At 61.7% G+C, this 20,577-nt stretch carries 21 protein-coding genes and 2 pseudogenes; 10 read left to right on the top strand and 13 right to left on the bottom strand.

Annotated features, from left to right (window positions below):
- Nucleotides 1-21: 21 nt before the first annotated feature.
- From ACO1XS_RS06200 to ACO1XS_RS06190, 3 genes are all read right to left on the bottom strand, one after another.
- A complete protein-coding gene (locus ACO1XS_RS06200; RefSeq protein ID WP_331572859.1) occupies nt 22-1,218 on the bottom strand; it encodes an aminotransferase-like domain-containing protein in 1,197 nt (398 codons plus the stop codon).
- 128 nt (nt 1,219-1,346) lie between these two features.
- Nucleotides 1,347-2,270 (bottom strand): DMT family transporter, encoded by a 924-nt coding sequence (locus ACO1XS_RS06195; protein WP_486390234.1) that lies wholly within the window; start codon nt 2,268-2,270, stop codon nt 1,347-1,349.
- A 106-nt stretch (nt 2,271-2,376) separates the two neighbouring features.
- Nucleotides 2,377-3,072, bottom strand: a complete 696-nt coding sequence (locus tag ACO1XS_RS06190; RefSeq protein ID WP_331572871.1) for a VOC family protein — start codon at nt 3,070-3,072, stop codon at nt 2,377-2,379.
- 136 nt (nt 3,073-3,208) lie between these two features.
- On the opposite strand from ACO1XS_RS06190, the gene ACO1XS_RS06185 reads away from it, so the two are divergent.
- The 7 genes from ACO1XS_RS06185 to ACO1XS_RS06155 all read left to right on the top strand — a co-directional run bounded on the left by ACO1XS_RS06185 (nt 3,209) and on the right by ACO1XS_RS06155 (nt 9,607).
- Nucleotides 3,209-4,696 (top strand): aminotransferase-like domain-containing protein, encoded by a 1,488-nt coding sequence (locus ACO1XS_RS06185; protein ID WP_331572862.1) that lies wholly within the window; start codon nt 3,209-3,211, stop codon nt 4,694-4,696.
- 135 nt (nt 4,697-4,831) lie between these two features.
- Nucleotides 4,832-6,724 carry a molecular chaperone HtpG gene (gene htpG / locus ACO1XS_RS06180; RefSeq protein ID WP_331572864.1) on the top strand — a complete coding sequence of 631 codons (1,893 nt, stop codon included), beginning with the start codon at nt 4,832-4,834 and terminating at the stop codon, nt 6,722-6,724.
- Nucleotides 6,724-7,335 carry a chorismate--pyruvate lyase family protein gene (locus ACO1XS_RS06175; RefSeq protein WP_486390233.1) on the top strand — a complete coding sequence of 204 codons (612 nt, stop codon included), beginning with the start codon at nt 6,724-6,726 and terminating at the stop codon, nt 7,333-7,335. Before htpG ends, ACO1XS_RS06175 begins: the two co-directional genes overlap by 1 nt.
- Nucleotides 7,332-7,832 carry a DNA-deoxyinosine glycosylase gene (locus ACO1XS_RS06170; protein ID WP_440563876.1) on the top strand — a complete coding sequence of 167 codons (501 nt, stop codon included), beginning with the start codon at nt 7,332-7,334 and terminating at the stop codon, nt 7,830-7,832. Before ACO1XS_RS06175 ends, ACO1XS_RS06170 begins: the two co-directional genes overlap by 4 nt.
- A 308-nt stretch (nt 7,833-8,140) precedes the next feature.
- Nucleotides 8,141-8,629: a hypothetical protein gene (locus tag ACO1XS_RS06165; RefSeq protein ID WP_486390232.1), complete on the top strand. Its 489-nt coding sequence runs from the start codon at nt 8,141-8,143 to the stop codon at nt 8,627-8,629.
- Complete coding sequence (locus ACO1XS_RS06160) at nt 8,619-9,185, top strand: hypothetical protein (protein ID WP_486390231.1); 567 nt, start codon at nt 8,619-8,621, stop codon at nt 9,183-9,185. Before ACO1XS_RS06165 ends, ACO1XS_RS06160 begins: the two co-directional genes overlap by 11 nt.
- Nucleotides 9,182-9,607 (top strand): DNA-deoxyinosine glycosylase, encoded by a 426-nt coding sequence (locus tag ACO1XS_RS06155; RefSeq protein WP_486390280.1) that lies wholly within the window; start codon nt 9,182-9,184, stop codon nt 9,605-9,607. The genes ACO1XS_RS06160 and ACO1XS_RS06155 overlap by 4 nt, the downstream gene beginning before the upstream one ends.
- Before the next feature lie 159 nt (nt 9,608-9,766).
- Here the strand turns inward: ACO1XS_RS06155 and ACO1XS_RS06150 are convergent, their stop codons facing one another.
- Entirely contained in the window at nt 9,767-10,264 is a 498-nt protein-coding gene (locus tag ACO1XS_RS06150; protein WP_440563870.1) for a hypothetical protein, read from the bottom strand.
- 435 nt (nt 10,265-10,699) lie between these two features.
- On the opposite strand from ACO1XS_RS06150, the gene ACO1XS_RS06145 reads away from it, so the two are divergent.
- Nucleotides 10,700-10,990, top strand: a complete 291-nt coding sequence (locus tag ACO1XS_RS06145) for a type II toxin-antitoxin system ParD family antitoxin (protein WP_486390230.1) — start codon at nt 10,700-10,702, stop codon at nt 10,988-10,990.
- A gap of 62 nt (nt 10,991-11,052) precedes the next feature.
- Nucleotides 11,053-11,331: a hypothetical protein gene (locus ACO1XS_RS06140; RefSeq protein WP_486390229.1), complete on the top strand. Its 279-nt coding sequence runs from the start codon at nt 11,053-11,055 to the stop codon at nt 11,329-11,331.
- A gap of 115 nt (nt 11,332-11,446) precedes the next feature.
- Here ACO1XS_RS06140 and ACO1XS_RS06135 read toward each other — a convergent pair.
- A pseudogene (locus ACO1XS_RS06135) lies at nt 11,447-12,184 on the bottom strand (IS3 family transposase); the annotation flags it as partial.
- Between the two features lie 64 nt (nt 12,185-12,248).
- On the opposite strand from ACO1XS_RS06135, the pseudogene ACO1XS_RS06130 reads away from it, so the two are divergent.
- A pseudogene (locus ACO1XS_RS06130) lies at nt 12,249-12,497 on the top strand (DNA-deoxyinosine glycosylase); the annotation flags it as partial.
- Between the two features lie 112 nt (nt 12,498-12,609).
- On the opposite strand, the gene ACO1XS_RS06125 reads toward ACO1XS_RS06130, so the two are convergent.
- From ACO1XS_RS06125 to ACO1XS_RS06090, 8 genes are all read right to left on the bottom strand, one after another.
- Nucleotides 12,610-12,978, bottom strand: coding sequence for an HVO_A0114 family putative DNA-binding protein (locus ACO1XS_RS06125; protein ID WP_331571856.1), 369 nt, complete (start codon nt 12,976-12,978; stop codon nt 12,610-12,612).
- A complete protein-coding gene (locus tag ACO1XS_RS06120) occupies nt 12,971-13,348 on the bottom strand; it encodes a toxin-antitoxin system TumE family protein (protein ID WP_331571854.1) in 378 nt (125 codons plus the stop codon). The genes ACO1XS_RS06125 and ACO1XS_RS06120 overlap by 8 nt, the downstream gene beginning before the upstream one ends.
- Before the next feature lie 304 nt (nt 13,349-13,652).
- Nucleotides 13,653-14,183 (bottom strand): GNAT family N-acetyltransferase, encoded by a 531-nt coding sequence (locus ACO1XS_RS06115; protein ID WP_331571852.1) that lies wholly within the window; start codon nt 14,181-14,183, stop codon nt 13,653-13,655.
- Between the two features lie 158 nt (nt 14,184-14,341).
- Nucleotides 14,342-14,818 (bottom strand): GNAT family N-acetyltransferase, encoded by a 477-nt coding sequence (locus ACO1XS_RS06110; RefSeq protein WP_331571870.1) that lies wholly within the window; start codon nt 14,816-14,818, stop codon nt 14,342-14,344.
- A gap of 8 nt (nt 14,819-14,826) precedes the next feature.
- A complete protein-coding gene (locus tag ACO1XS_RS06105) occupies nt 14,827-15,228 on the bottom strand; it encodes a cupin domain-containing protein (RefSeq protein WP_486390228.1) in 402 nt (133 codons plus the stop codon).
- A gap of 81 nt (nt 15,229-15,309) precedes the next feature.
- Nucleotides 15,310-16,137: an AraC family transcriptional regulator gene (locus ACO1XS_RS06100; protein ID WP_486390227.1), complete on the bottom strand. Its 828-nt coding sequence runs from the start codon at nt 16,135-16,137 to the stop codon at nt 15,310-15,312.
- 308 nt (nt 16,138-16,445) lie between these two features.
- Nucleotides 16,446-19,031, bottom strand: coding sequence for a bifunctional aconitate hydratase 2/2-methylisocitrate dehydratase (gene acnB / locus ACO1XS_RS06095; RefSeq protein ID WP_331571846.1), 2,586 nt, complete (start codon nt 19,029-19,031; stop codon nt 16,446-16,448).
- A 139-nt stretch (nt 19,032-19,170) separates the two neighbouring features.
- Nucleotides 19,171-20,478, bottom strand: a complete 1,308-nt coding sequence (locus ACO1XS_RS06090; protein WP_486390226.1) for a dicarboxylate/amino acid:cation symporter — start codon at nt 20,476-20,478, stop codon at nt 19,171-19,173.
- Between the last annotated feature and the right edge of the window lie 99 nt (nt 20,479-20,577).

The following is a 20,577-nucleotide window of genomic DNA, read 5'->3' as shown; positions in this document are numbered from 1 at the left end:
AGCCAAGCGAGCGAGCTCGGACTAGATGCGTTCCCGGATCAGCGCCGCCAGGCGCGCCACGCCCTCGTCGATGCGCGCGGGCGGGACGGTGACGAAGGACAGCCGCAACGTATGGTGTTGCGGGTCGCCCGCGAAAAACGGCGCGCCCGGCACGAATGCGACATTCGCGGCAACGGCGTGCTCGAGCAGTGCCATGGTATCGATGCCAGCGGGCAGTGTCACCCAGATGAACATGCCGCCTTCGGGACGATTCCAGCTGACGCCGTCGGGCATGTGCCGGGCGAGTGAGGCCAGCATCGCCTCGCATTGATCGCGATAAAGCGCGCGCACGGCCGGGATTTGCTCGTCGAGGTAGCCGTCCTTCACGACTTCGTGAACGATGCGCTGAGTGAGCGTTGGCGTATGGAGATCCGTGGCCTGCTTGGCCTGCACGAGTTTGAAGTGAAGGTCTTCAGGCGCGACGATGTAGCCGAGCCGCAATCCGGGGGCGAGCACCTTCGAGAACGTGCCGCAATAGACGATGTGATCGGGCGCCATCGACAACATCGTCGGCAAGGGCGAACCCGCGTAATCGAGCGCGCCGTAGGGATCGTCCTCGATGACGGGGAATTTGCTCGCGCGCGCGAACTCGGCGAGCGCGACGCGCCGCTCGAGCGGCAGGCGCCGGCCTGTCGGATTCTGAAAGTTCGGTTGCGCGTAGAGCAGGCGCGCGCCCTGCGTGAGCGCCGGCGTCAGGCTCTGCGGAACGAGACCGTGATCGTCGGTCGGTACCTGCACGCAGTGGGGCTCGTAAAGCGAGAACGCCTGCAGCGCGCCGAGATAAGTCGGAGTTTCGACGAGAATCGGGCTGGCCGGATCGATCAGCACTTTGCCGAGCAGATCGAGCGCCTGTTGAGAGCCCGTCGTGATCAGTACCTGCGACGGACGAATCGTTGCATTGCTCGTCGACAGACGCGCGGCGACCCACTCCCGCAGCGGCATGAAACCTTCCGTCGCGCTGTACTGCAGTGCCGCGGCCGGCGCCTCGCGCAGCACGCGATCGGTCGCTTCGCGAATGCGCTCGGCCGGGAAGGTGGCGGGTGCCGGCAGGCCGCCCGCAAACGAAATGACCTCGGGCCGCTCGGTGACTTTCAGGATTTCGCGGATGGCCGAACTCGTCAGCTTGCGGGCTCGCTCGGAAAGCTGCCAGTCGCGTTGCGGCATATCGCTGTGGTCCATGAAAGTCTCCTTGGAATGGTCGATGAGTGGGCTTGAAAAAAATGGGCCAATCGGGCGGCGCACGATGGCGGGGCGCAAAGCCGGAGCGAATGCGTCGTCTCGACGGACTCGCGCGGCAAAAGACGCGATTATCGCTCCAGTCGCAGCCCGGCGCGTGCTCGCGGCGCGGCCGTCCGTACGGCGGCCTTGCGGCCCACGAGCACGGTCGCGATGACGGCGGCCGCGAAAAGCCAGGTCGACGGCTGCACCGATTCGCCGAAAAAGAGCGCGGAGAAAGCGATCGTAAAGAAGATCTGCAGCAACTGCACTTGGCCCACGCGTGCGGTGCCGCCCATGGCGAGTCCCGCATACCAGGCGAAAAAGCCGATGAATTGGGAGAAGAGCGCGACATAGCCGAACGCGAGCCAGGTCGCGAGCGCAAAAGGCGCCGGGTGTATCAGATGTTGCCGCCAGGCCAGCCCGCCGACGGGGATGACGAGAAACGGCGCCGCTACGACGAGCGCCCAGCAGATCACCTGCCAACCGCCCATGTGGCGCGCGAGCCGGGCACCTTCCGCATAGCCGAGCGCGCCGATGGCGACGGCAACGAGCATCAGCCCGTCGCCGGCCCGCAGCGCCCCGCCGCCGGCATGGAGCGCGAACGCGACGACGAGCGCGCTGCCGAGCGCCGCGCTGGCCCAGAAAGCGGGCGAGGGCCGTTCATGCGAAAGCCACGCCGCATAAAGCGCCACGAAAAGCGGCTGTAAGCCCCCGACGAGCGCACCGTGCGAGGCGGGAACGCTTTTCATCGCCCACGCCGAAAACACCGGAAATGCGACGATGACGCCGAGCGCCACGATGAACAGGCTGCGCAGTTCGGCGCGATTGGGCAGCCGCTCGCGACGCCAGGCGAGGAGCGCACCGGCGGGCACCGCTGCGGCGAGCGCGCGGCCGAGACCGTTCAGGAGGGGGTGAAATTCCTGCACGACGATGCGGGTCATCGGCAGCGTCAGGCTGAAGACGATGACGCCGACGAGGCCGAGCAGCATGCCATTCGATTCGCGGGTGTTCATTGAGGACGGGATTCCTGAGTCGATTTTGTCGATTGCATCGGGTGCATCTATTGCCGCTCTCGCCGCAGCGCCCGGCGTGCGCTGCTCGGCGCCGCGAGCGTGTCGCTCAACGCAGCAGGCGCGTGCCGGCGGGTGTTTCGATTTCGGCCGCGAGTGCTGGCGCGTCAGCCGGCGCGTCGTCGAGTTCGATCAAGTGGCCGACGCCCAGCCATGCCAGTTGCTCCCGGATCGGCGCCGGGCGCGGATGCCGCGCCTTGAGCGCACGCAGCGCGAGGTCGGTGGCGGGTAGCCGACCGGCCGGATGCGCGGTGGTGTCCCACTGGATCAAAGTCGGCAGCACGCCGTCGCCCGCGCCTTGCCAACTGGGAAAGCTGCCGTCATCGGGGACCGTCAGCCGCCAGGTGAGCTCGCCGCGGGACATCGGCATGACGGGCGCGATTCTCGACGGGTATTGCGCTTGCCAGCGCCCGAGATCTTTCGGACGAACGACGCGCACGGCCCAATGGGCGAGAAACGGGCCCGCCTCGAGACGAGCCTTCATCGCGTCGTCGTCGAGCGAGAACCAGCGGGGACGCCGCTCGTTCGCCGGTTCGCTGCGGCGTTGCGCCTCGGGATCGACAGCGATGACTTCGAGATACACCGTGCCGAAAAGGCCCAGCAGCCTGTTATGCGTGCCCATCCGTGCGTGGGCGCCGCCGGCGACCGGTTCGACGCCGAGCGTTTCGGCGACGTGGCGCGCGCCGTCCTCGAGGGTGCGGGCTGCGACGATCAGGTGGTCGAGTTCGAGTGCGGTGGCAGACATCATGCGGAAACGGTGCGCGATAGCGACGGACGGTTCGACAGCCGAAAAAACGGATTGTGCTTCACTTTAATCGGCGTGGCCTGCACAGTAACGGTACAATCGCTTCGATACTTTTCTGTACAGTTCGGATCCCGCCATGTCCGTCCCTCTCGATCTCATCCCCGCGCCGCACGGCGCCTCGCAGCTCACGCTCGTCGAACAGCTGGTTCAATGGGCGCGTCGACGTGTCGAGGAGCGCGTGTTCCGCCCCGGCATGCGCATGCCGTCGATCCGCAAGCTGGCTCAGGACAAGGGCGTGTCGCGCTTTACCGTCGTGGAGGCGTACGAGCGGCTCGTGGCGCAGGGATATCTCGAATCGCGGCGAGGCTCGGGCTTCTATGTGCGGGAGCGTTCGTCTGGAACGCCCGATTTCCAGCGCCAGCAATCCGGCACCACGTTGCGGGAAGCGCGGCCGCCCAGCCCGATCGATGTCGCCTGGCTGCTGCGCGTTACCGTGCAAACCAGCACGCCGGAAAAAGGCCCGGGGCTCGGGTACTTGCCGACTCGCTGGCTGGACGGCGAACTCATGGCGGGGGCGTTGCGCACGCTCGGCCGCCAAAGCCCGACGCAATGGCTCGGCAACGGCACGGCGCAAGGCTTCTTGCCGCTGCGCCAGCAATTGCAGACGCGTCTCGAGGAACTCGAAATCGGCGCGGCGCCCGAGCAGATCGTCCTCGTATCGGGGATTACGCAGGCGATCGATCTCATCGCGCGCGTCTATATCCAACCGGGCGACCCGGTGATCGTGGGCGATCCGGCCTGGTTCCAGATGTTCGGGCGCTTTGCCTCGCAAGGCGCGCGGCTCATCGGGATGCCCTACACGCCGAACGGACCCGATATCGATGCGCTGGAAACGCTCGTCGCCACCTGGCGGCCGAAGATGCTGGTCATCAATTCGGTGCTGCACAACCCCACCGGGACGTCGCTGACACCGGCTCAGGCGTTTCGCATTCTGCGGCTCGCGGAGGCGTACGATTTCATCGTCGTCGAGGACGACGTCTACGGCGATCTGTGTCCGCCGAGCTATCCGGCGACGCGGCTGGCGAGCCTCGATCAATTGAGGCGCGTCATCTATCTCGGCAGCTTTTCGAAGACGCTGACGGGCAATCTTCGCGTCGGATTCATTGCTTCATCGGCCGATCTCTCGCAAACGCTCGCCGATCAAAAACTGCTCGTCGGGATGGCCACGCCCGAGCTCAACGAGCGTTTGCTTTACAAAATACTGACCGAGGGGCACTACCGCCGGCATGTCGAGCGTCTTCGCGGGCGGCTCGACGGCGTGCGCGACAAGTGCGCGCGGATGCTCGAAGCCGCCGGCCTCTCGCTGTTCACGATGCCGGCGGCCGGCATGTTCCTGTGGGCGGACACCGGAGTCGATTCCGATGCGCTGGCCGCGGCGGGGCAGGAGGTGGGGTTTTTGCTTGCGCCGGGTAGTCTTTTTTCGCCGCATCAATCGCCGACGACCTGGATGCGTTTTAACGTAGCCAATTGCGGCGATCCCGCGCTGCCGGGTTTTCTGTCCGGCTACCTGGACGGCCGACGCCCGGCCAGGGTCTTGAAAACGGCACAGGCCGCCCCCATTTGAGCGGCCGTTCGCGGCGAATTGCCAGCACCGCCTGGCGTTGCCGCGGTGCGCGCCGGGGAATGCGCCTTGCTGCGCGTGTGGCCCGCAGCCGATGAGTGTCCAACCGTTACTGACGAGAAATAGGGAATCGAGAGCATGGCACAAGAAACCATGAGCTTCCAGGCGGAAGTGAAGCAGCTCCTGCAGTTGATGATCCATTCGCTGTACAGCAACAAGGAAATCTTTCTGCGCGAGCTGATTTCGAATGCGTCGGATGCGGCCGACAAGCTGCGCTTCGAGGCGATCGCGAACAGCGGTCTTTTCGAGGACGATCCGAATCTGCGCATTCGCGTGTCGTTCGACAAGACGGCGAGGACGATCACGATCGACGATAACGGGATCGGCATGAGCCGCGACGAGGCGATCTCGCACCTCGGCACGATCGCCCGCTCGGGGACGAAGGAATTCTTTGCGAACCTCTCGGGCGATCAGCAAAAAGACGCGGCGCTCATCGGCCAGTTCGGTGTCGGTTTCTATTCGGGCTTCATCGTTGCCGACAAGATAACGGTCGAGACGCGCCGCGCGGGGCTGCCGGCCGCGGAGGGTGTGCGCTGGACGAGCGCGGGCGAGGGCGATTTCTCGGTCGAAACGATCGAGCGCCCCGCGCGCGGCACGACGATCACGCTTCACTTGCGCGAAGGTGAGGATGAATTGCTGTCCGGCCACCGTCTGCGCTCGATCATCCGCAAGTATTCCGACCACGTGGCGCTGCCGATCCTCATGAAAAAGGAGGAGTGGGATTCGGAAAAGGGCGAGACGGTCGAGAAGGACGAGGACGAGACCGTGAACCAGGCCAGCGCGCTCTGGAGCCGGCCCAAAAGCGAGATCACCGACGAGCAATACACGCAGTTCTATCAGCATCTCTCGCACGATCATCAGGACCCGCTCGCATGGACGCACAACCGGGTCGAGGGGCGCAGCGAGTACACGCAGCTGCTTTACGTGCCGTCGCACGCGCCGTTCGATCTCTGGAACCGCGAGCGTCGCGGCGGCCTGAAGCTCTATGTGAAGCGCGTGTTCATCATGGACGACGCCGAACAGTTGGTGCCGTCGTATCTGCGCTTCATCAAGGGCGTCGTCGATTCGAGCGATCTGCCGCTCAACGTATCGCGTGAAATTCTTCAGGAAAGCCGGGACGTGCGTTCGATTCGCGAGGGCGTGACCAAGCGCGTCCTCTCGATGCTCGAGGAGCTCGCGAACGCCGAGACCGAGGAAGGCAAGGCGAAATACGCTACGTTCTGGAAGGAATTCGGCCAGGTGCTGAAGGAAGGCCTCGGCGAGGACTTCGCGAACCGCGAGCGCATCGCCAAGCTGCTGCGCTTTGCCACGACGCACACGGATTCGGCGGAACAGACCGTTTCGCTTGCCGAGTATGTCTCGCGGATGAAGCCCGACCAGTCGAAGATCTATTACGTCAGCGCCGAGAGCTGGCAGGCCGCGAAGAACAGTCCGCATCTCGAAGTGTTCCGCAAGAAGGGCATCGAAGTGCTGTTGCTGTCGGATCGCGTCGACGAGTGGGCGCTGGCCTATTTCACGGAGTTCGAGGGCAAGCCGCTCGTGAGCGTTGCGCGTGGCGATTTGGACCTCGATGCATTCAACGACGAGGAGAAAAAGGCGCACGAGGCTTTGAGCGAGACGATGAAGCCGCTCGTCGAGAGGATGAAAGAAGTGCTCAAGGACAAGGCGAAGGATGTCCGGCTGACGTTCCGTCTGACCGATTCGCCTACGTGTCTCGTCGCCGACGAGGGCGAGATGAGCGGCTACCTTCAGCGCATGCTGAAGGCGGCGGGACAGCAAGCCCCGGAGTTTCATCCGATCCTCGAGGTCAACCCCGAGCACGCGCTCGTGAAGCAGCTTTCGACCGAGCATGCGGATTTCGGCGATTGGTGTCATCTGCTGTTCGATCAGGCTGTGCTGGCGGAGGGGGGCGCGCTGGAGGATCCGGCGAGCTTCGTGAAGCGCACTAACGCGCTCTTGCTTGCGCGGTGATGCCGGAGGCAGTGCAGCGCTTGCTTCGGTCGCGCGCCGCGGGCGCCCGGTGGGGGCTCGCGCCGCGCCCGATATGCTCGCCCGATCAGAAGGACTGGTTGACGCGCGGCGGTTCTCTGACCGCGCATTTGCGCACGCTTGGCGAGGTCGCCGTACGCGTCACGCGCGAAACGGTTGCGCAAGCGTGGCCTGACGAGCACGCCGCGCTCGGCATTGCGCCGCGTTCGCCGGTGTGGGTGCGTGAGGTCGTGCTCGAAGTGGGCGGCGTGCCGTTCGTCGTGGCGCACAGCATCGCGCCGCTCGCTGCCAGCCGCGGTATATGGCAATCGATGCGCCGGTTGCGTACGCGCCCGCTTGCCGAGCTCTTGTACAGCGATCGCGACGTTTCGCGCTCGGCGCTCGCGAGCGCGCGGCTCACTGGCCGCCATCCGCTTTTCACGCTGGCTTGCCGAGCGATTGCCGGTCCGGCGCCGCACGCGCTTGTCGCGCGTCGTTCCGTATTCATGCGTCAGGACGCACCGCTGATGGTGACCGAGTGCATGCTGCCGGCGCTTTGGGAATGCCTCGGGCGGCGGTCGCGCTCAGCGTTGCTCGATCCATCGATGTCGTGACGTTCAAGCGCTCATTTGCTCCGGTGGTTGATGACGCGACCCGCGTACTCGTGCTCGGTAGTCTGCCGGGTGAGGTATCGCTCGCGCAGGGGCAGTACTACGCGCATCGGCAGAATCGGTTTTGGCATTTGATGGGGGATGTGATTGGCGTGGCGCTGCCGGGGATGGAGTACGAGGCGCGATTGCAGGCGCTGCTCGATCATCGAGTCGGCCTCTGGGATGTGATTGCGAAGGCGAAGCGCGAGGGAAGTCTCGATAGCCGCATTCGAGATCATGCGACGAATGACGTTGCCGCGCTCGTGGCCGCGTTGCCGAACCTTGCTGCTGTTGCGTTCAACGGAGGCACGGCGGCGAAAATCGGGATGCAGGCGTTGGCGGAAAGCCGCCCGTCGCTGGACCTCATCAAGCTGCCGTCGAGCAGTCCGGCTTATGCGGCCGTGCCTTATGCCGAGAAGTTGAGGGCCTGGGAGGCGTTGCGTAAGTGGTTAACGGCGTAGCGTAGCCGAAAGGCGATTCTCTCCGCAGCGCGGAGAGTGTTTGCTCGCTCGGTGATATCTCGTGATAGATCTGGTTGTGCGGTTTCCCTGAAATTCCGAATCAACGATTCGGAAATCCTGCTCGCTCGACACGAGTCCGCGGGTTCTCTGCTACGGGGTTTCGAGATGAATTCGGTGGTAGGCTGATCTCTAGAGCGCGGGTGCCGATGAAAGCCTCGCCACGCCGCATCGATATGCATCATTGTGAGCGGCGCAACAGGTGCCGAAAAGCCACCGTGCGCGCATTGTGACGATATACAGGATCAACAGTGACCGAGCCCAAACAGGAACCCTTGCTCTTCTCCCCCGAAGAGTATGTGCAACGCGTTGAGACTTTCCTGATAGAAGCGAGGGGATGGTGTGAAAGGCATGGTCTGGCCGTCGAAAGAGGTGTCGTGACGCTCAGGGAAGAGCGAATGGCCGAATATGATGTGCCAACCCTCGCGATTTCGACGGACGGTATGCCAGTCGCGAAGATCATGCCGGTTGGATCTAGGATTATTGGCGCGCAAGGAAGAATCGACCTAGTTGGCCGAGTGACGAGGCATGCGTTCCTTTTCTATGTTGGCAAAGGTCCGGTGATTTCTGAACAAACCGTTGTAGCGGGGAAAGCCACACGCTCATCATCGATGCCGATGCTTCCTGGCGTTGACGGAGACGGTTGGTACTGGATTGAGGCGACAGTCCGACGAGCGAAACGCGTCGAAGAAACTCTGTTCCTCGACTTGCTTACGGACGTCTCCGATTATGAATTCTGACAACCCGCTCGCTCCAGTCTATAAGGCGTTCTCTGTAGCGAGCGATTGCTTCAAGGTCGCTACACGCACTATTCAAGTCCAGCACGAGGAGCTTATCCGTCGCACTCAGTTCATCGGAGCCACTGAGGAGGAAGCAAACACGGTACTTCAAGACGCGGCAAAACAGGCTGCTGACCTCGCCATCTTGGCGCTGTTTGCAACGTTCGAGCGATTTGTCATCGAGCATCTACAGACAGCGAACCGTCTGCTTGCCGAGGGATACCCGCAGCAGTACTCGGCCAAGCTGGCGGAGAAATTCGGGAGTGAGGTCGAATACTGGAGATTTGGCGAAATTCTCGACCTCTTCAAGGGCGAAGTCGAAGCCGATCTAGTCGGACAGGTGAAGCAGATCAAACAATATCGTGATTGGATCGCTCATCAAAACCCGAACAAGCCAACCCCAACGCAGGCCACGCCCGAAACGGCCTTCGACGTGTTGACGAGGATGATCGAGCAAATTCGGCTGACTCACACGCCGCCGGTGGACCAGGAAGCGGCTGAGGCTGCCGTCGGCTGAATGCGGTTCAATGGCCCGGGCTGAGCGGATGTCAAATTGACCAAAACCACAATCGGTTTTGGCATTTGATGGGGGACGTGATTGGCGTGGCGCTGCCGGGCATGGAGTACGAGGCGCGGCTGCAAGCGCTGCTCGATCATCGCGTGGGGCTGTGGGACGTGATTGCGAAGGCAAAACGCGAGGGGAGTCTCGATAGCCGCATTCGCGATCATGCGACGAATGATTTGGCTGGGCTGCCGAATCTTGCGGCTGTTGCTTTCAATGGCGGCACGGCCGCGAAGATCGGGATGCAAGCGTTGGTGGAAACGCGTATGTCGCTCGATCTCGTCAAGCTGCCTTCGAGTAGCCCAGCGTACGCCGCGGTGCCTTATGCCGAGAAATTAAGGGCGTGGGAGGCGTTGCGGAAGTGGTTGTTGGGGTAGCTTCGTTCGAATTGAATTGTCTCCTCAGCGCGGAGACAATTTTGCAATGTATGGGAGCGTACCGCCATCGCTATCTCGCGTCACGCTGGCGCTGCCGATTTCCGAACCGGGGATTCGGAAATCGTGGCTGGCGTTTGCGCAGGCGGGTTCCCTGCCGATTCAGTCACAAAACGATGAACCTTCGTCGAAGCCGCGCTTCCACTTCCTGTTTCTAACGGCGCTTTTCGGTACATCGCTGGTCGTCTGGATGGAGCTAAGCTGCTCAATCCTGATTGAGCACATGTCGTGTTCTGTTATCAATTCGGCCGTATAGGAAACGCCGTTTTCGGGAACGAACGTCACGGTTGGGTTGCATCCTCGAACGACGAAGCCAACCGGCAACGGGATGACTGCTTTATCTACGCTCATCGTAATGGATAGCGGGGCATCAGCTTTCACGACAATGCTCTTCTCCAAATCGGAACGAAGCAGCGCGATGTTATGTCGCGAAGCGCATGTTTCGGCCTGGTCGTAGATTTGAATGCCGGTAGTCGAATCCTTATATTTCTTGAAAGTGAGCTGTGCCGTGGCCCCCGATGTCGGTGGAACATACGGACTTGCACATCCAGCAAGGCCGACTGCAGCGATCAGGTAGACACTCAAATGTCGAATTTTCATAGCTCTGCCTTGTATTTCGATTCAAACCGGGGTACCGCCCCTCTTGGTTATTCGACGTTAACGACGGTATCGGGGAATACTTTAGACAGTCGGTACAGAGGCGAGTAACAAGCGCCTGGTCTGGCGATCGTTAGTCGCTGGCCGCCGAAAGACGGTTCTCTGCGCAGTTCGGGAGTGTACTCGCCCGAATACGTCCTGATACATCCAGAGGCGCGCCTCTCCAAAATTCCAAACCAGTGATTCTGAAATCCTGCTCGTCGACCTGGGTCCGTGGGATTCCTTTGCTCCTGGTTTTGAGATGTATACGGTGATAGGGTGGCGCTGTCCCCCCGGCGCGGACAGCTCGGGGCAACATTCATCGAGCACTGATCCCACCCATGGGGCCGGTCCTACCGGTGTATGATAGTGTCATACTGCAACGGATAGGGGCTAACCATGGCTAGCGAACGGTTGACGATTACATTGACGCCTGAACTGCTCGACTTCGTCCGCGAGCAAACCGCAGGCGGTGACTACAACAGCGACAGCGAGGTGATCAGAGACGGGCTTCGGCTGCTGAAGGAGCGGGACAAGGCTGTTCGGCAATGGCTAGCCGAGAATGTGGTCCCTGCCTACCTCCAATACAAAGCCAACCCGGGAACTGCGATGACCAGGGAGCAGATCGAGGAAAAGCTGAATCATGATCGCCGCAAACATCGTGGGAATAAATCGGGATCCACTGGGTGAGGAAGTATAAAGTTCAGTACTTGCAGTCGTTCTACGAAATGCTTCAGAACATAGAGTTCTACATGGCCGACCATGATCGCTCCGATGCTTCAATCGATCGCTACAGGTCCCAAGTGTTCGATACGTGCGAAAAGTTCGCCACATTTCCGAATCGTGGCACCAGTCAGGGTGACCTAATGGCCGGGCTTCGAACGTGGAACATCGAAGGCGAGACCATCCTCGCATACGCCGTGGATGACTTGGCGTCGACGGTTACGTTCGCAGGCATCACATACGGCGGCCAAGACTGGGCTGAGATTCTCGCCATGCATCCGTTGGAAGTCCAGCGCCGACGCCATTGACCATCGCAACGATGGAGGAAAAGTCGGTGATGCTGCCTCATCGATGCATGACGTTTTTGGAATTCGTGGCCCAGCATATGCGGCGTGCCTTACGCCAAGACGTGTAGGGCGTGGGGTACAGCCAGCCTTCGGCCGTCGCCACATACGTGATGTCGCTCGTCCAGACCTGATTCGGCGCTGTCGCCGTGAAGTTGCGCTCCAACAGGTTTGGCGCGACCGGCAGGTTGTGGTTCGAGTTCGTCGTCGCGATGAACTTGCGCTTGTGCCGTGCGCGGATACCGTGCTGCGCCATCAGCTTGCGAACTCGCTCTTTGCTCACGCGTACGCCGCGCGCAACCAGCTCTTTCCACATGCGCGGCCAACCGTACTCGCCCTTGACCTCCGCGTGAATCGCCTTGATGTGCGCCAGCAGTGCGTTGTTGCTCATGCGGCCTCGGTTCGGCTTGTTCTGAGCGACACGTTGCCGCCGCTGATGAAAGCTGCTGGGGCTCACATCGAGCACTTCGCATCACACCGAAATCGGCCAGTGATGGCGATTGCGTTCGATGAAGGGCGTACTTCACGTCGAGTCCTTCGCGAAGTACGCACAGGCCTTTTTTAGGATGTCGCGCTCCATCTTCAGGCGCGCCACTTCGGCGCGAAGTCTCGACAACTCCATTTGCTCCGCGCTCACCGGCTTCGTGCCGGCCCCGCCAAGCTTGCCTTCCTGCTCAGCCCTCTACCAGTGGGAAATCGACTGTGCCGGCACGTCCAATGTCGTGGCCACCGCCGCAACGCTCTGACCGGCTTTGACCAGCCGAACCGCTTCCAGCTTGAATTCGAGCGTGTAGCGCGCCCGCGTCGTCTTGCTCATCTTCTTGACTCTCCTTGCTTGAGTTTAAACGCTCAGTAAGGGAATCGCTTTTCGGGGCAAGCTCAGCAGTCTGGATAGCCGCATTCACGATCACGCCACGAACGACCTTGCGGCGCTTGTAGCTGCGTTGCCGAATCTTGTCGCGGTCGCGTTTAACGGCGGGACGGCGGCGAAGATCGGCATGCAGGCGTTGGCCGAGAGTCGAGTGTCGCTGGATCTTATAAAGCTGCCGTCGAGCAGTCCGGCGTATGCGGCTCTGCCTTATGCGCAGAAGTTCAGGGCGTGGGAGGCGTTGCGGAAGTGGTTGGTATAGCGGTTCGTCGCGCTCAACTAGCGCGTATGACTTTCATATGTCCTTCGGCGTTGAAATGACGATGAGGTCCACGGCAATCCGCGTCTCGACGTTCATGCAGTTGCCACCGACATCATGCGAACGACATTTCCAGCTCCACGCCCGAGTAGTTGACGCGCGGCGCCACTTCTCGACCCTCGCCTTCTTCGAAACGAACGAGGCCGTATCGCTCCATTGTCCGAAGCGTCCGTGATAGATTGGATTTTGCACGGCCCGAGCGCTCCGCGAGTTCGCTCAGTGACGCGGGCTTCGTCTCGGCGATCAACGCAAGCAACGAGCGGTTTCTGTCGGAAAGCACCTGCGCCAGCGTTTCGAGCGACTGGAACCAGACTTTGGGCTCATCCGGGTTGGGCACATAGTCGCCTCGGGCGATTGCCATCGTCCGAGCTTTGTATTGCTCCAATGACGCAATCCCGACCTTCAGGACGTTGGCTCTACTCATGCTGACTGCTCCTTCTCGCGAGAATCGCTTCAACTTCGACCCAGAAATCCGCCAGCAACTTCCCGGCGTCCTCGTAGGAATAGAAACGAACCTGGGGGCCATGATGCTTGTGGTCATATTCGATGCGCGTACGCGCTCCCGGTCCTGAGCCCTCGCGGATGGGGTGCGCGTTATCAAAGCCCAAGAGACGAGAGCCTGCCTCGTCATGGAGCGTCAGCGAATACCTAAGCCCCTGAGGGCGTTCAGCCGTCACGGCGCACGGCCTCACCGCGAACTTAACCCAACACGTGCCGCCGGAATCCACGACAAGCGTTTCTCCATCGAGGTAAAGCAGCGTGTCAAGGCCGGGATCGCGCGCGTTCGTTTGCATGGATGTTATCACCCGATCATAACTTTATCAATCACCTCCCTACCGGACTATCTGTGCAGATGCCGTTGCGGCACGGCTGCCGGCCGTCGTCCGCCTGCATAGCGCGGTATAGGCCAAGTGGAGGTCTGCGAATCGCTAGATGCTAACGAGGGAACGTCGTCCTCGCGGCGCGTTCGCCTGTTTCTAAGACCGAATGTCAGGCTTGCGCCATTCGACGCTGTGTAGCCTTGCGTCAGCGGTTGCCGCTGTAGCTTCCTCCAAAACCGATCCGAGACATGCCTGTCGGGCTGGAATAGCGGCCCATTCAGGGCAATTGCTTGTGGAAGAAAGTCGTTCCGCAGTACCTGCCATCGGGCATGAGCGCGTAGTTCGGGACATGACCGACTCGCTGCCAGCCTGCGCGTTCGTAAAGTCTTTCCGCATCGCCGCCCGTGACTGTATCGAGTACGAGAACCGATTTGCCGGCCTCTCGCGCGGCGTCATCGACCGCAGCCATCAAGCGAGCCGCGATGCCTCGGCGCCTTGCGCCACGGTGAACCAGCATCTTTGCGACGTCTGCGCGGTGAGGCTGGTTCTCGGGCAAGGCAGTGATCAATTGCACAGTGCCGACGACACGACCATCCTCGTCCTGCGCAATGAGGAGTATCCGCTCCCGGCGTACTACACCTTCGGCGACTTGCCTCCAGAAGTCCACCGCCGTCTTCCTGGAAATCGGCAACATGAAGCTTACGGATGCACCGCCCTCGACGCAGTCGATCAGCAGTTCCGCCAGCGGGTCTACATAGGCAATGACTTCATCGGGGTGAAGCTTTCGTATGCACGGCACTCGGATCATCGTTGGCTCCGTGATTGGCTGGAGGCAGCATAGTGCAGCAATATATCGTGCTCGCCGGCTCGAGCGGTTGTGAAAAATTGATTGGCCAATCCATTGACGAGCGCGTTGGAGATCGACTGAAAATTGCCGATGCGAGTGACACATCGGCCGCGCCGCCATCAGAGATCGAGCGCAAGAAACCGGGTGCCTTCGACCGGATTTTCGTAGTACGGCGCCGTATCGACGAAGCCCAATCGCTCGTAAATGCGCTGTGCGAAACGGGTTTGCGGAACCGAGTCCAGAACCAGCGTCGAGAATCCCAATGCCTTCGCTTTCCGGATCACGCACGTAACCAGCGTTTCGCCGAGCGATAACCCGCGGAATGTTTCGCGAACATAGAGTCGCTTGATTTCCGCAGTCTGTGCCGTACAACGAAGCAGCCCGGCGCAACCGGCGAGTTCGCCGCCGGCGTCCGCGACGAAGAACATGCCGGAGGGCAGCGTATACATGTGTTCGAACGCGTCCATCTCGGCATCGAATCCGCGGTACGACAAGTCCATGTCCAGCCAGCGGACATACTCGCGGATCACCGCGACGAGGCTGCGCGTATCAGCGGGAAAAACGGCTTCGCGGACGACGGGCACCGGCATTCGCATGGCGCCGCTCAAATCCATACGTCGTTTTCGGCCGTCCTTTCGTTGGTCGTATCGCCCGTGTTGACGACGCCGCGCGGTTCGATCAGCAGCAACTTCACTTCGGATTCGGCATACGGCTTGTGCTCGACTCCCTTCGGAACGACCGCCATTTCGCCGGGATGCAACTCGATCGAGCGATCGCGAAAGTCGATGCGCAAGTGACCGTCGAGAACGATAAACGTTTCGTCGGTGTCGGCATGCCGGTGCCAGACGAAATCGCCGACTATCTTCACGACCTTGAACTGATAGTCGTTCATCTCGGCAACGACGCGTGGCTGCCAGTGACCGTCGAGCTGACGAATCTTGTCGAGGAGATTGATCGGCGTGTATTGGCCGCGCTGCTCGGGCGCGAGCTGAGAATCGTCGTGCATGATTGCTCCGTTCCAGTGATGTCTGGAACGAAGCTTAAGCCTGCTACCGGCGATTGTCTTGAACGATTGTGCACGCCTGCGCTAGCCGTCGCGCGGACCGCCCATCATCGCGAGCCAACGTGCGGGAGGGATTCCGTATGCGCTGCGAAAATGTCGCGTCATATGGCTCTGGTCGGCGAAGCCGGTCGCGGCTGCAGTATCCACGAGGGAAACGCCGCATGTCATCATCGCGCGCGCCGCTTCGAGCCGGCGCATGACGAGATAGCGATAGGGACTCGTGCCGTAAAAGGCTCTGAAATCGCGCGAGAGGCTCCATCGATCCTGTCCGCTGACTGCGGCAAGCTCATCGAGCGTAACGGTGCGGGTGCACGATGCATCCAGATATTCTCGCGCGCGCCGCGCCGCCGCGAAATCCGCGGACGGGCGGATCGAGCGCGCGCCGGATGCGCTATCCAGGGCCAGCGCGAGACCGGCGAGCGCATCGTCGCGTTCGAGCGGCTCCGCATCGGGGTGCATCTGGCGCAGGGCTGCCTTCGTCGCTTCGAACAAGCGCGGATCGGTCGTTACGCCGCCTTCGATGAACGGTAAAGACTGGCCTCCGAGCACTTCCTGAATCGCCGCCGGCTGGACGTACAGCATCCGGTAACGAAATCCCTCGTTCGTGCCGGCTTGACCGTCGTGCGCTTCGTCGGGATGCAGGACCATCGTCTGTCCCGGCAGGCTGCTGCGCAAGCTGCGCCGATAATGGAAACATTGGACGCCGGCGAGGGTCACGCCGATTGCGTACGTGTCGTGCCGATGCATTGAGTACGCGTTGCCACGAAAAAACGCTTCGATGCGTTCTATTCCGTCGTTGGACTCGGAACGGTAAATCCAGCCGGATCGGACCTTCCTGGTATCGCCGTTCATCGAACTCTCCGGCTTCGTCTGCGCGGATATACGGGAATGCGGGTGCGGGAAGTCATCGCAAACGCGCGCCGCGAAGGCGTTCCGACAGCGGCGCTCGCGCTTTGGCGCTGCTGGAGATTGACATCACGCAACTGAAATTGCCAATTCTACGCCGGAGTAGTTGGCGCGCGGCGCCATTTCCAGACCCCCACCCCTTTCGTTCGCCGGGCGCGCCGCACCAAACGAAAATGGCGCCGCAGGCGTTCAGCCTGCGGCGCCATCGCGCGGCGCCACGGACGCAGATACCGCGCCGTAGCCTAAAGCGCGCGTTACATCTTCACGGTATCGGCGACTTCCTTGAAATCTTCGATTTGGTCGAAGTTCATGTATTGATAGATCTTGTCGCCGTCGGCGTTGAGCACGCTCATGTCGGCCATATACTCGTCCCGGCTCGGAATTTTGCCCAGGCGCGAGCAGATCGCCGCGAGTTCCGCCGAGCCGAGGTACACGTTCGTATTCTTGCCCAGGCGGTTCGGGAAGTTACGGGTGGAAGTCGACATGACAGTCGCGCCTTCGCGCACCTGTGCCTGGTTGCCCATGCACAGCGAGCAGCCGGGCATTTCGGTACGCGCGCCGGCTGTGCCGAAGACGCCGTAGTGGCCTTCCTCGGTCAGCTGCTTCTGGTCCATTTTGGTCGGCGGGGCCACCCACAGCTTGACCGGGATGTCGCGTTTGCCCTCGAGCAGCTTCGATGCTGCTCGGAAGTGGCCGATGTTGGTCATGCACGAGCCGATGAACACCTCGTCGATCTTGGCGCCCGCCACATCGGACAGTGTCTTCACATCGTCCGGATCGTTCGGGCAGGCCACGATCGGCTCGTGGATGTCGGCCAAGTCGATTTCGATGACAGCCGCGTAATCGGCGTCGGCATCGGGAGACAACAGTTGCGGATCGGCCAGCCACTGTTCCATCGCCGCGACGCGCCGCTGCAGGCTGCGCGGGTCCTGGTAGCCTTGGGCGATCATCCACTTCAGCAGCGTGACGTTGCTGTTGAGGTACTCGATGATCGGCTCTTTATTCAAGTGGACCGTGCAACCGGCGGCAGAGCGCTCGGCGGAAGCATCCGACAATTCGAAGGCTTGCTCGACCTTCAGATCGGGCAGACCTTCGATTTCGAGAATGCGGCCAGAGAAAATGTTCTTCTTGCCTTGTTTGGCCACCGTCAGCAGGCCTTGCTTGATGGCATACAGCGGAATGGCGTTGACGAGATCACGCAGCGTCACACCCGGCTGCATCTTGCCCTTGAAGCGCACCAGCACCGATTCCGGCATGTCCAGCGGCATCGTGCCGGTGGCAGCCGCGAAAGCGACCAGACCCGAACCCGCCGGGAAGCTGATGCCGATCGGGAAGCGGGTGTGCGAATCGCCGCCGGTGCCCACCGTGTCGGGCAGCAGCATGCGGTTGAGCCACGAGTGGATCACGCCGTCGCCCGGGCGTAGCGCGATGCCGCCGCGCGTGCTGATGAAGTTCGGCAACGTCTGGTGAGTCTTCACGTCCACCGGCTTCGGATAGGCGGCGGTGTGGCAGAACGACTGCATGACGAGATCGGCCGAAAAGCCCAGACACGCCAGATCCTTGAGTTCGTCGCGGGTCATCGGGCCTGTCGTGTCCTGCGAGCCGACGGAGGTCATCTTCGGTTCGCAGTACGTGCCCGGACGGACACCCTGGCCTTCCGGCAGACCGCAGGCGCGGCCGACCATCTTCTGAGCCAGCGAGAAGCCATTTTTGCTAGCGGCCGGCTGCTGCGGCAGGCGGAACAGCGTCGACGGGGGCAGACCCAGCGCTTCACGCGCCTTGGCAGTCAGTCCGCGGCCGATGATGAGGGGAATGCGGCCGCCGGCGCGCACTTCATCGAACAGCACGTCGGACTTCACCCGAAACTCAGCGATCACTTCGCCGTTTTTCAGGGCCTTGCCGTCGTATGGGCGAAGTTCGATCACATCGCCCATTTCCATCTTCGACACGTCGAGCTCGATCGGCAGCGCGCCCGCGTCTTCCATCGTGTTGTAGAAGATCGGGGCGATTTTGCCGCCCAGGCATACGCCGCCGAAGCGCTTGTTCGGAACGAACGGAATGTCTTCGCCCGTGAACCACAACACCGAGTTGGTGGCCGACTTGCGCGACGAGCCGGTGCCGACGACGTCACCCACGTACGCAACCAAATGGCCCTTTTCCTTCAGCGACTCGATGAACTTGACCGGGCCACGCTTGCCATCTTCTTCCGGGGTGATGCCGGGACGGGCGTTCTTCAGCATCGCGAGCGCGTGCATCGGGATGTCCGGACGGGTGGTGGCGTCCGGGGCCGGCGACAGGTCGTCGGTGTTGGTTTCGCCCGTAACTTTGAAGACGGTGACAGTCAGGCTTTGCGGCACTTCCGGACGGCTCGTGAACCATTCGGCATCGGCCCAGCTCTGCATGACGGCCCGGGCGTTGGCATTGCCCTGTTCGGCCAGCTCCCTCACGTCGTGGAACTGGTCGAACATGAGTAGCGTTTTTTTCAGTGCACCGGCGGCCACGGCGCCCACTTCGGTGTCGGACAGCAGTTCGATCAGCGGCTGGATGTTGTAGCCGCCCAGCATCGTGCCCAGCAGTTCGGTGGCGCGCTCGCGAGAGATCAGCGCACAGGCGGTCTGGCCTTTCGCCACCGCAGCCAGGAAGCCCGCCTTGACACGCGCGGCTTCGTCCACGCCGGCGGGCACACGGTGGGTGATCAACTCGAGCAGGGTTTGCTCTTCACCGGCAGGCGGATTCGCCAGCAATTCCACCAGCTCGGCGGTCTGCTGAGCCGTCAGCGGCAGGGGAGGAATACCGAGCGCGGCGCGTGCGGCCACGTGAGCACGAAGATCTTCAAGCATGGGGGACCTGCTGAGATGGCATTTAAGGGGAAGGCTTGTCAGGCGTTCGGCAGCGGTTCGGGGACACTGCATCGAACGCGATTTTAGTCATAACCCACTCCAACGTCAAATGTCTTATGTCTTATATAAGAGTTGCCATTCATTGAGATGCTTCGCGATTCGCGATAGACGCACCGCGCCCGGTCCGCGCGTCGTCTCCCAACGTTGCCGCGAGCTTCGTCCGATCGAGCTCGCCTTCCCACGCCGATACGACGATCGCTGCCACGCCGTTGCCTATGATGTTCGTGAGCGCCCTGCATTCGGACATGAAGCGATCGATACCGAGAATCAGCACCATTGCACTGACGGGAACGGTCGGCACAACGGACAAGCTTGCGGCGAGCGTGATGAAGCCCGCGCCCGCAACGCTCGCCGCGCCCTTCGAGGTCAGCATCGTGACGAGCAGCAGCACGATTTCCTGCGCGAACGTCAAATGGATGTTGGTCGCCTGTGCGAGAAACAGCACCGCGAGCGTCATGTAGATGTTCGTGCCGTCGAGATTGAACGAATAACCGGTGGGCACCACCAGCCCCACGACGCCGCGTGGGCAACCGAGACGTTCGAGTTTTTCCATCAATTGCGGCAACGCCGCTTCGGACGTCGATGTGCCGAGGACGATCAGCAGTTCGTCGCGAATATAGGCCAGGAAGCGCCACAGATTGAATCCAGCGACGCGCGCGACCATGCCGAGCACCACGGCGACGAACAGGAACGCGGTGAGATAGAAGGCACCGATCAACTTGAACATCGGCAGCAGCGAGACGATGCCGTAACGGCCGATCGTGAAGGCGATGGCGCCGAAGGCACCGATCGGCGCGAGACTCGTGACCATGCCGACGATGCGAAAGAACGCTTTGGACGATGCCTCGATCAAATGCGTGACGGGCTCGGCGGGCTTGCCTGTCAGCGTCAATGCTGTGCCGAACAGCATCGCGATCAGCAGCACGGGGAGGATGTCGCCATGCACGAGGGCGCCGACAAACGTATCGGGAATGACGTGTGCAATGAATCCGGCCAAGCCGTCGCCGTGGGCGGCTTGCGCCGCGTAGCTCGAAACGGCGTGCGCATCGAGCGTCGACGGATCGACATTGAACCCATTGCCGGGCGCGAGCACATGCGCGGCGAGCAAACCGATCGCGAGCGCGAGCGTGGACGCGAGCTCGAAATAGAGCAACGCCTTGCCGCCGACGCGCCCGACCTTCTTCATGTCCTGCATGCCCGCGATACCGGTCACGACCGTGCAGAAAATCACCGGCCCGATGATCATCCGCACGAGCTTGATGAACAGATCGCCGAGCGGCTTGAGCGCGACCGCGGCTTGCGGCGCGAAATGGCCGAGCAGGACGCCGGCGACAATGGCCGCCAGCACTTGAACATAGAGAATCTTGTATAACGGTTTGCGTTTCATGTGTCTCCTCCTTTCTAGAGGCAAAGGGATAGCCGTCCCTTCTTCTGTCGGAAGGGAATCGGCATGGCTCGAGCAGGCAAGCGGTTACCGCGTGCAACG

The organism is Trinickia sp., from assembly GCF_057351765.1.
This window is presented reverse-complemented; position numbering and strand designations above follow the sequence as displayed.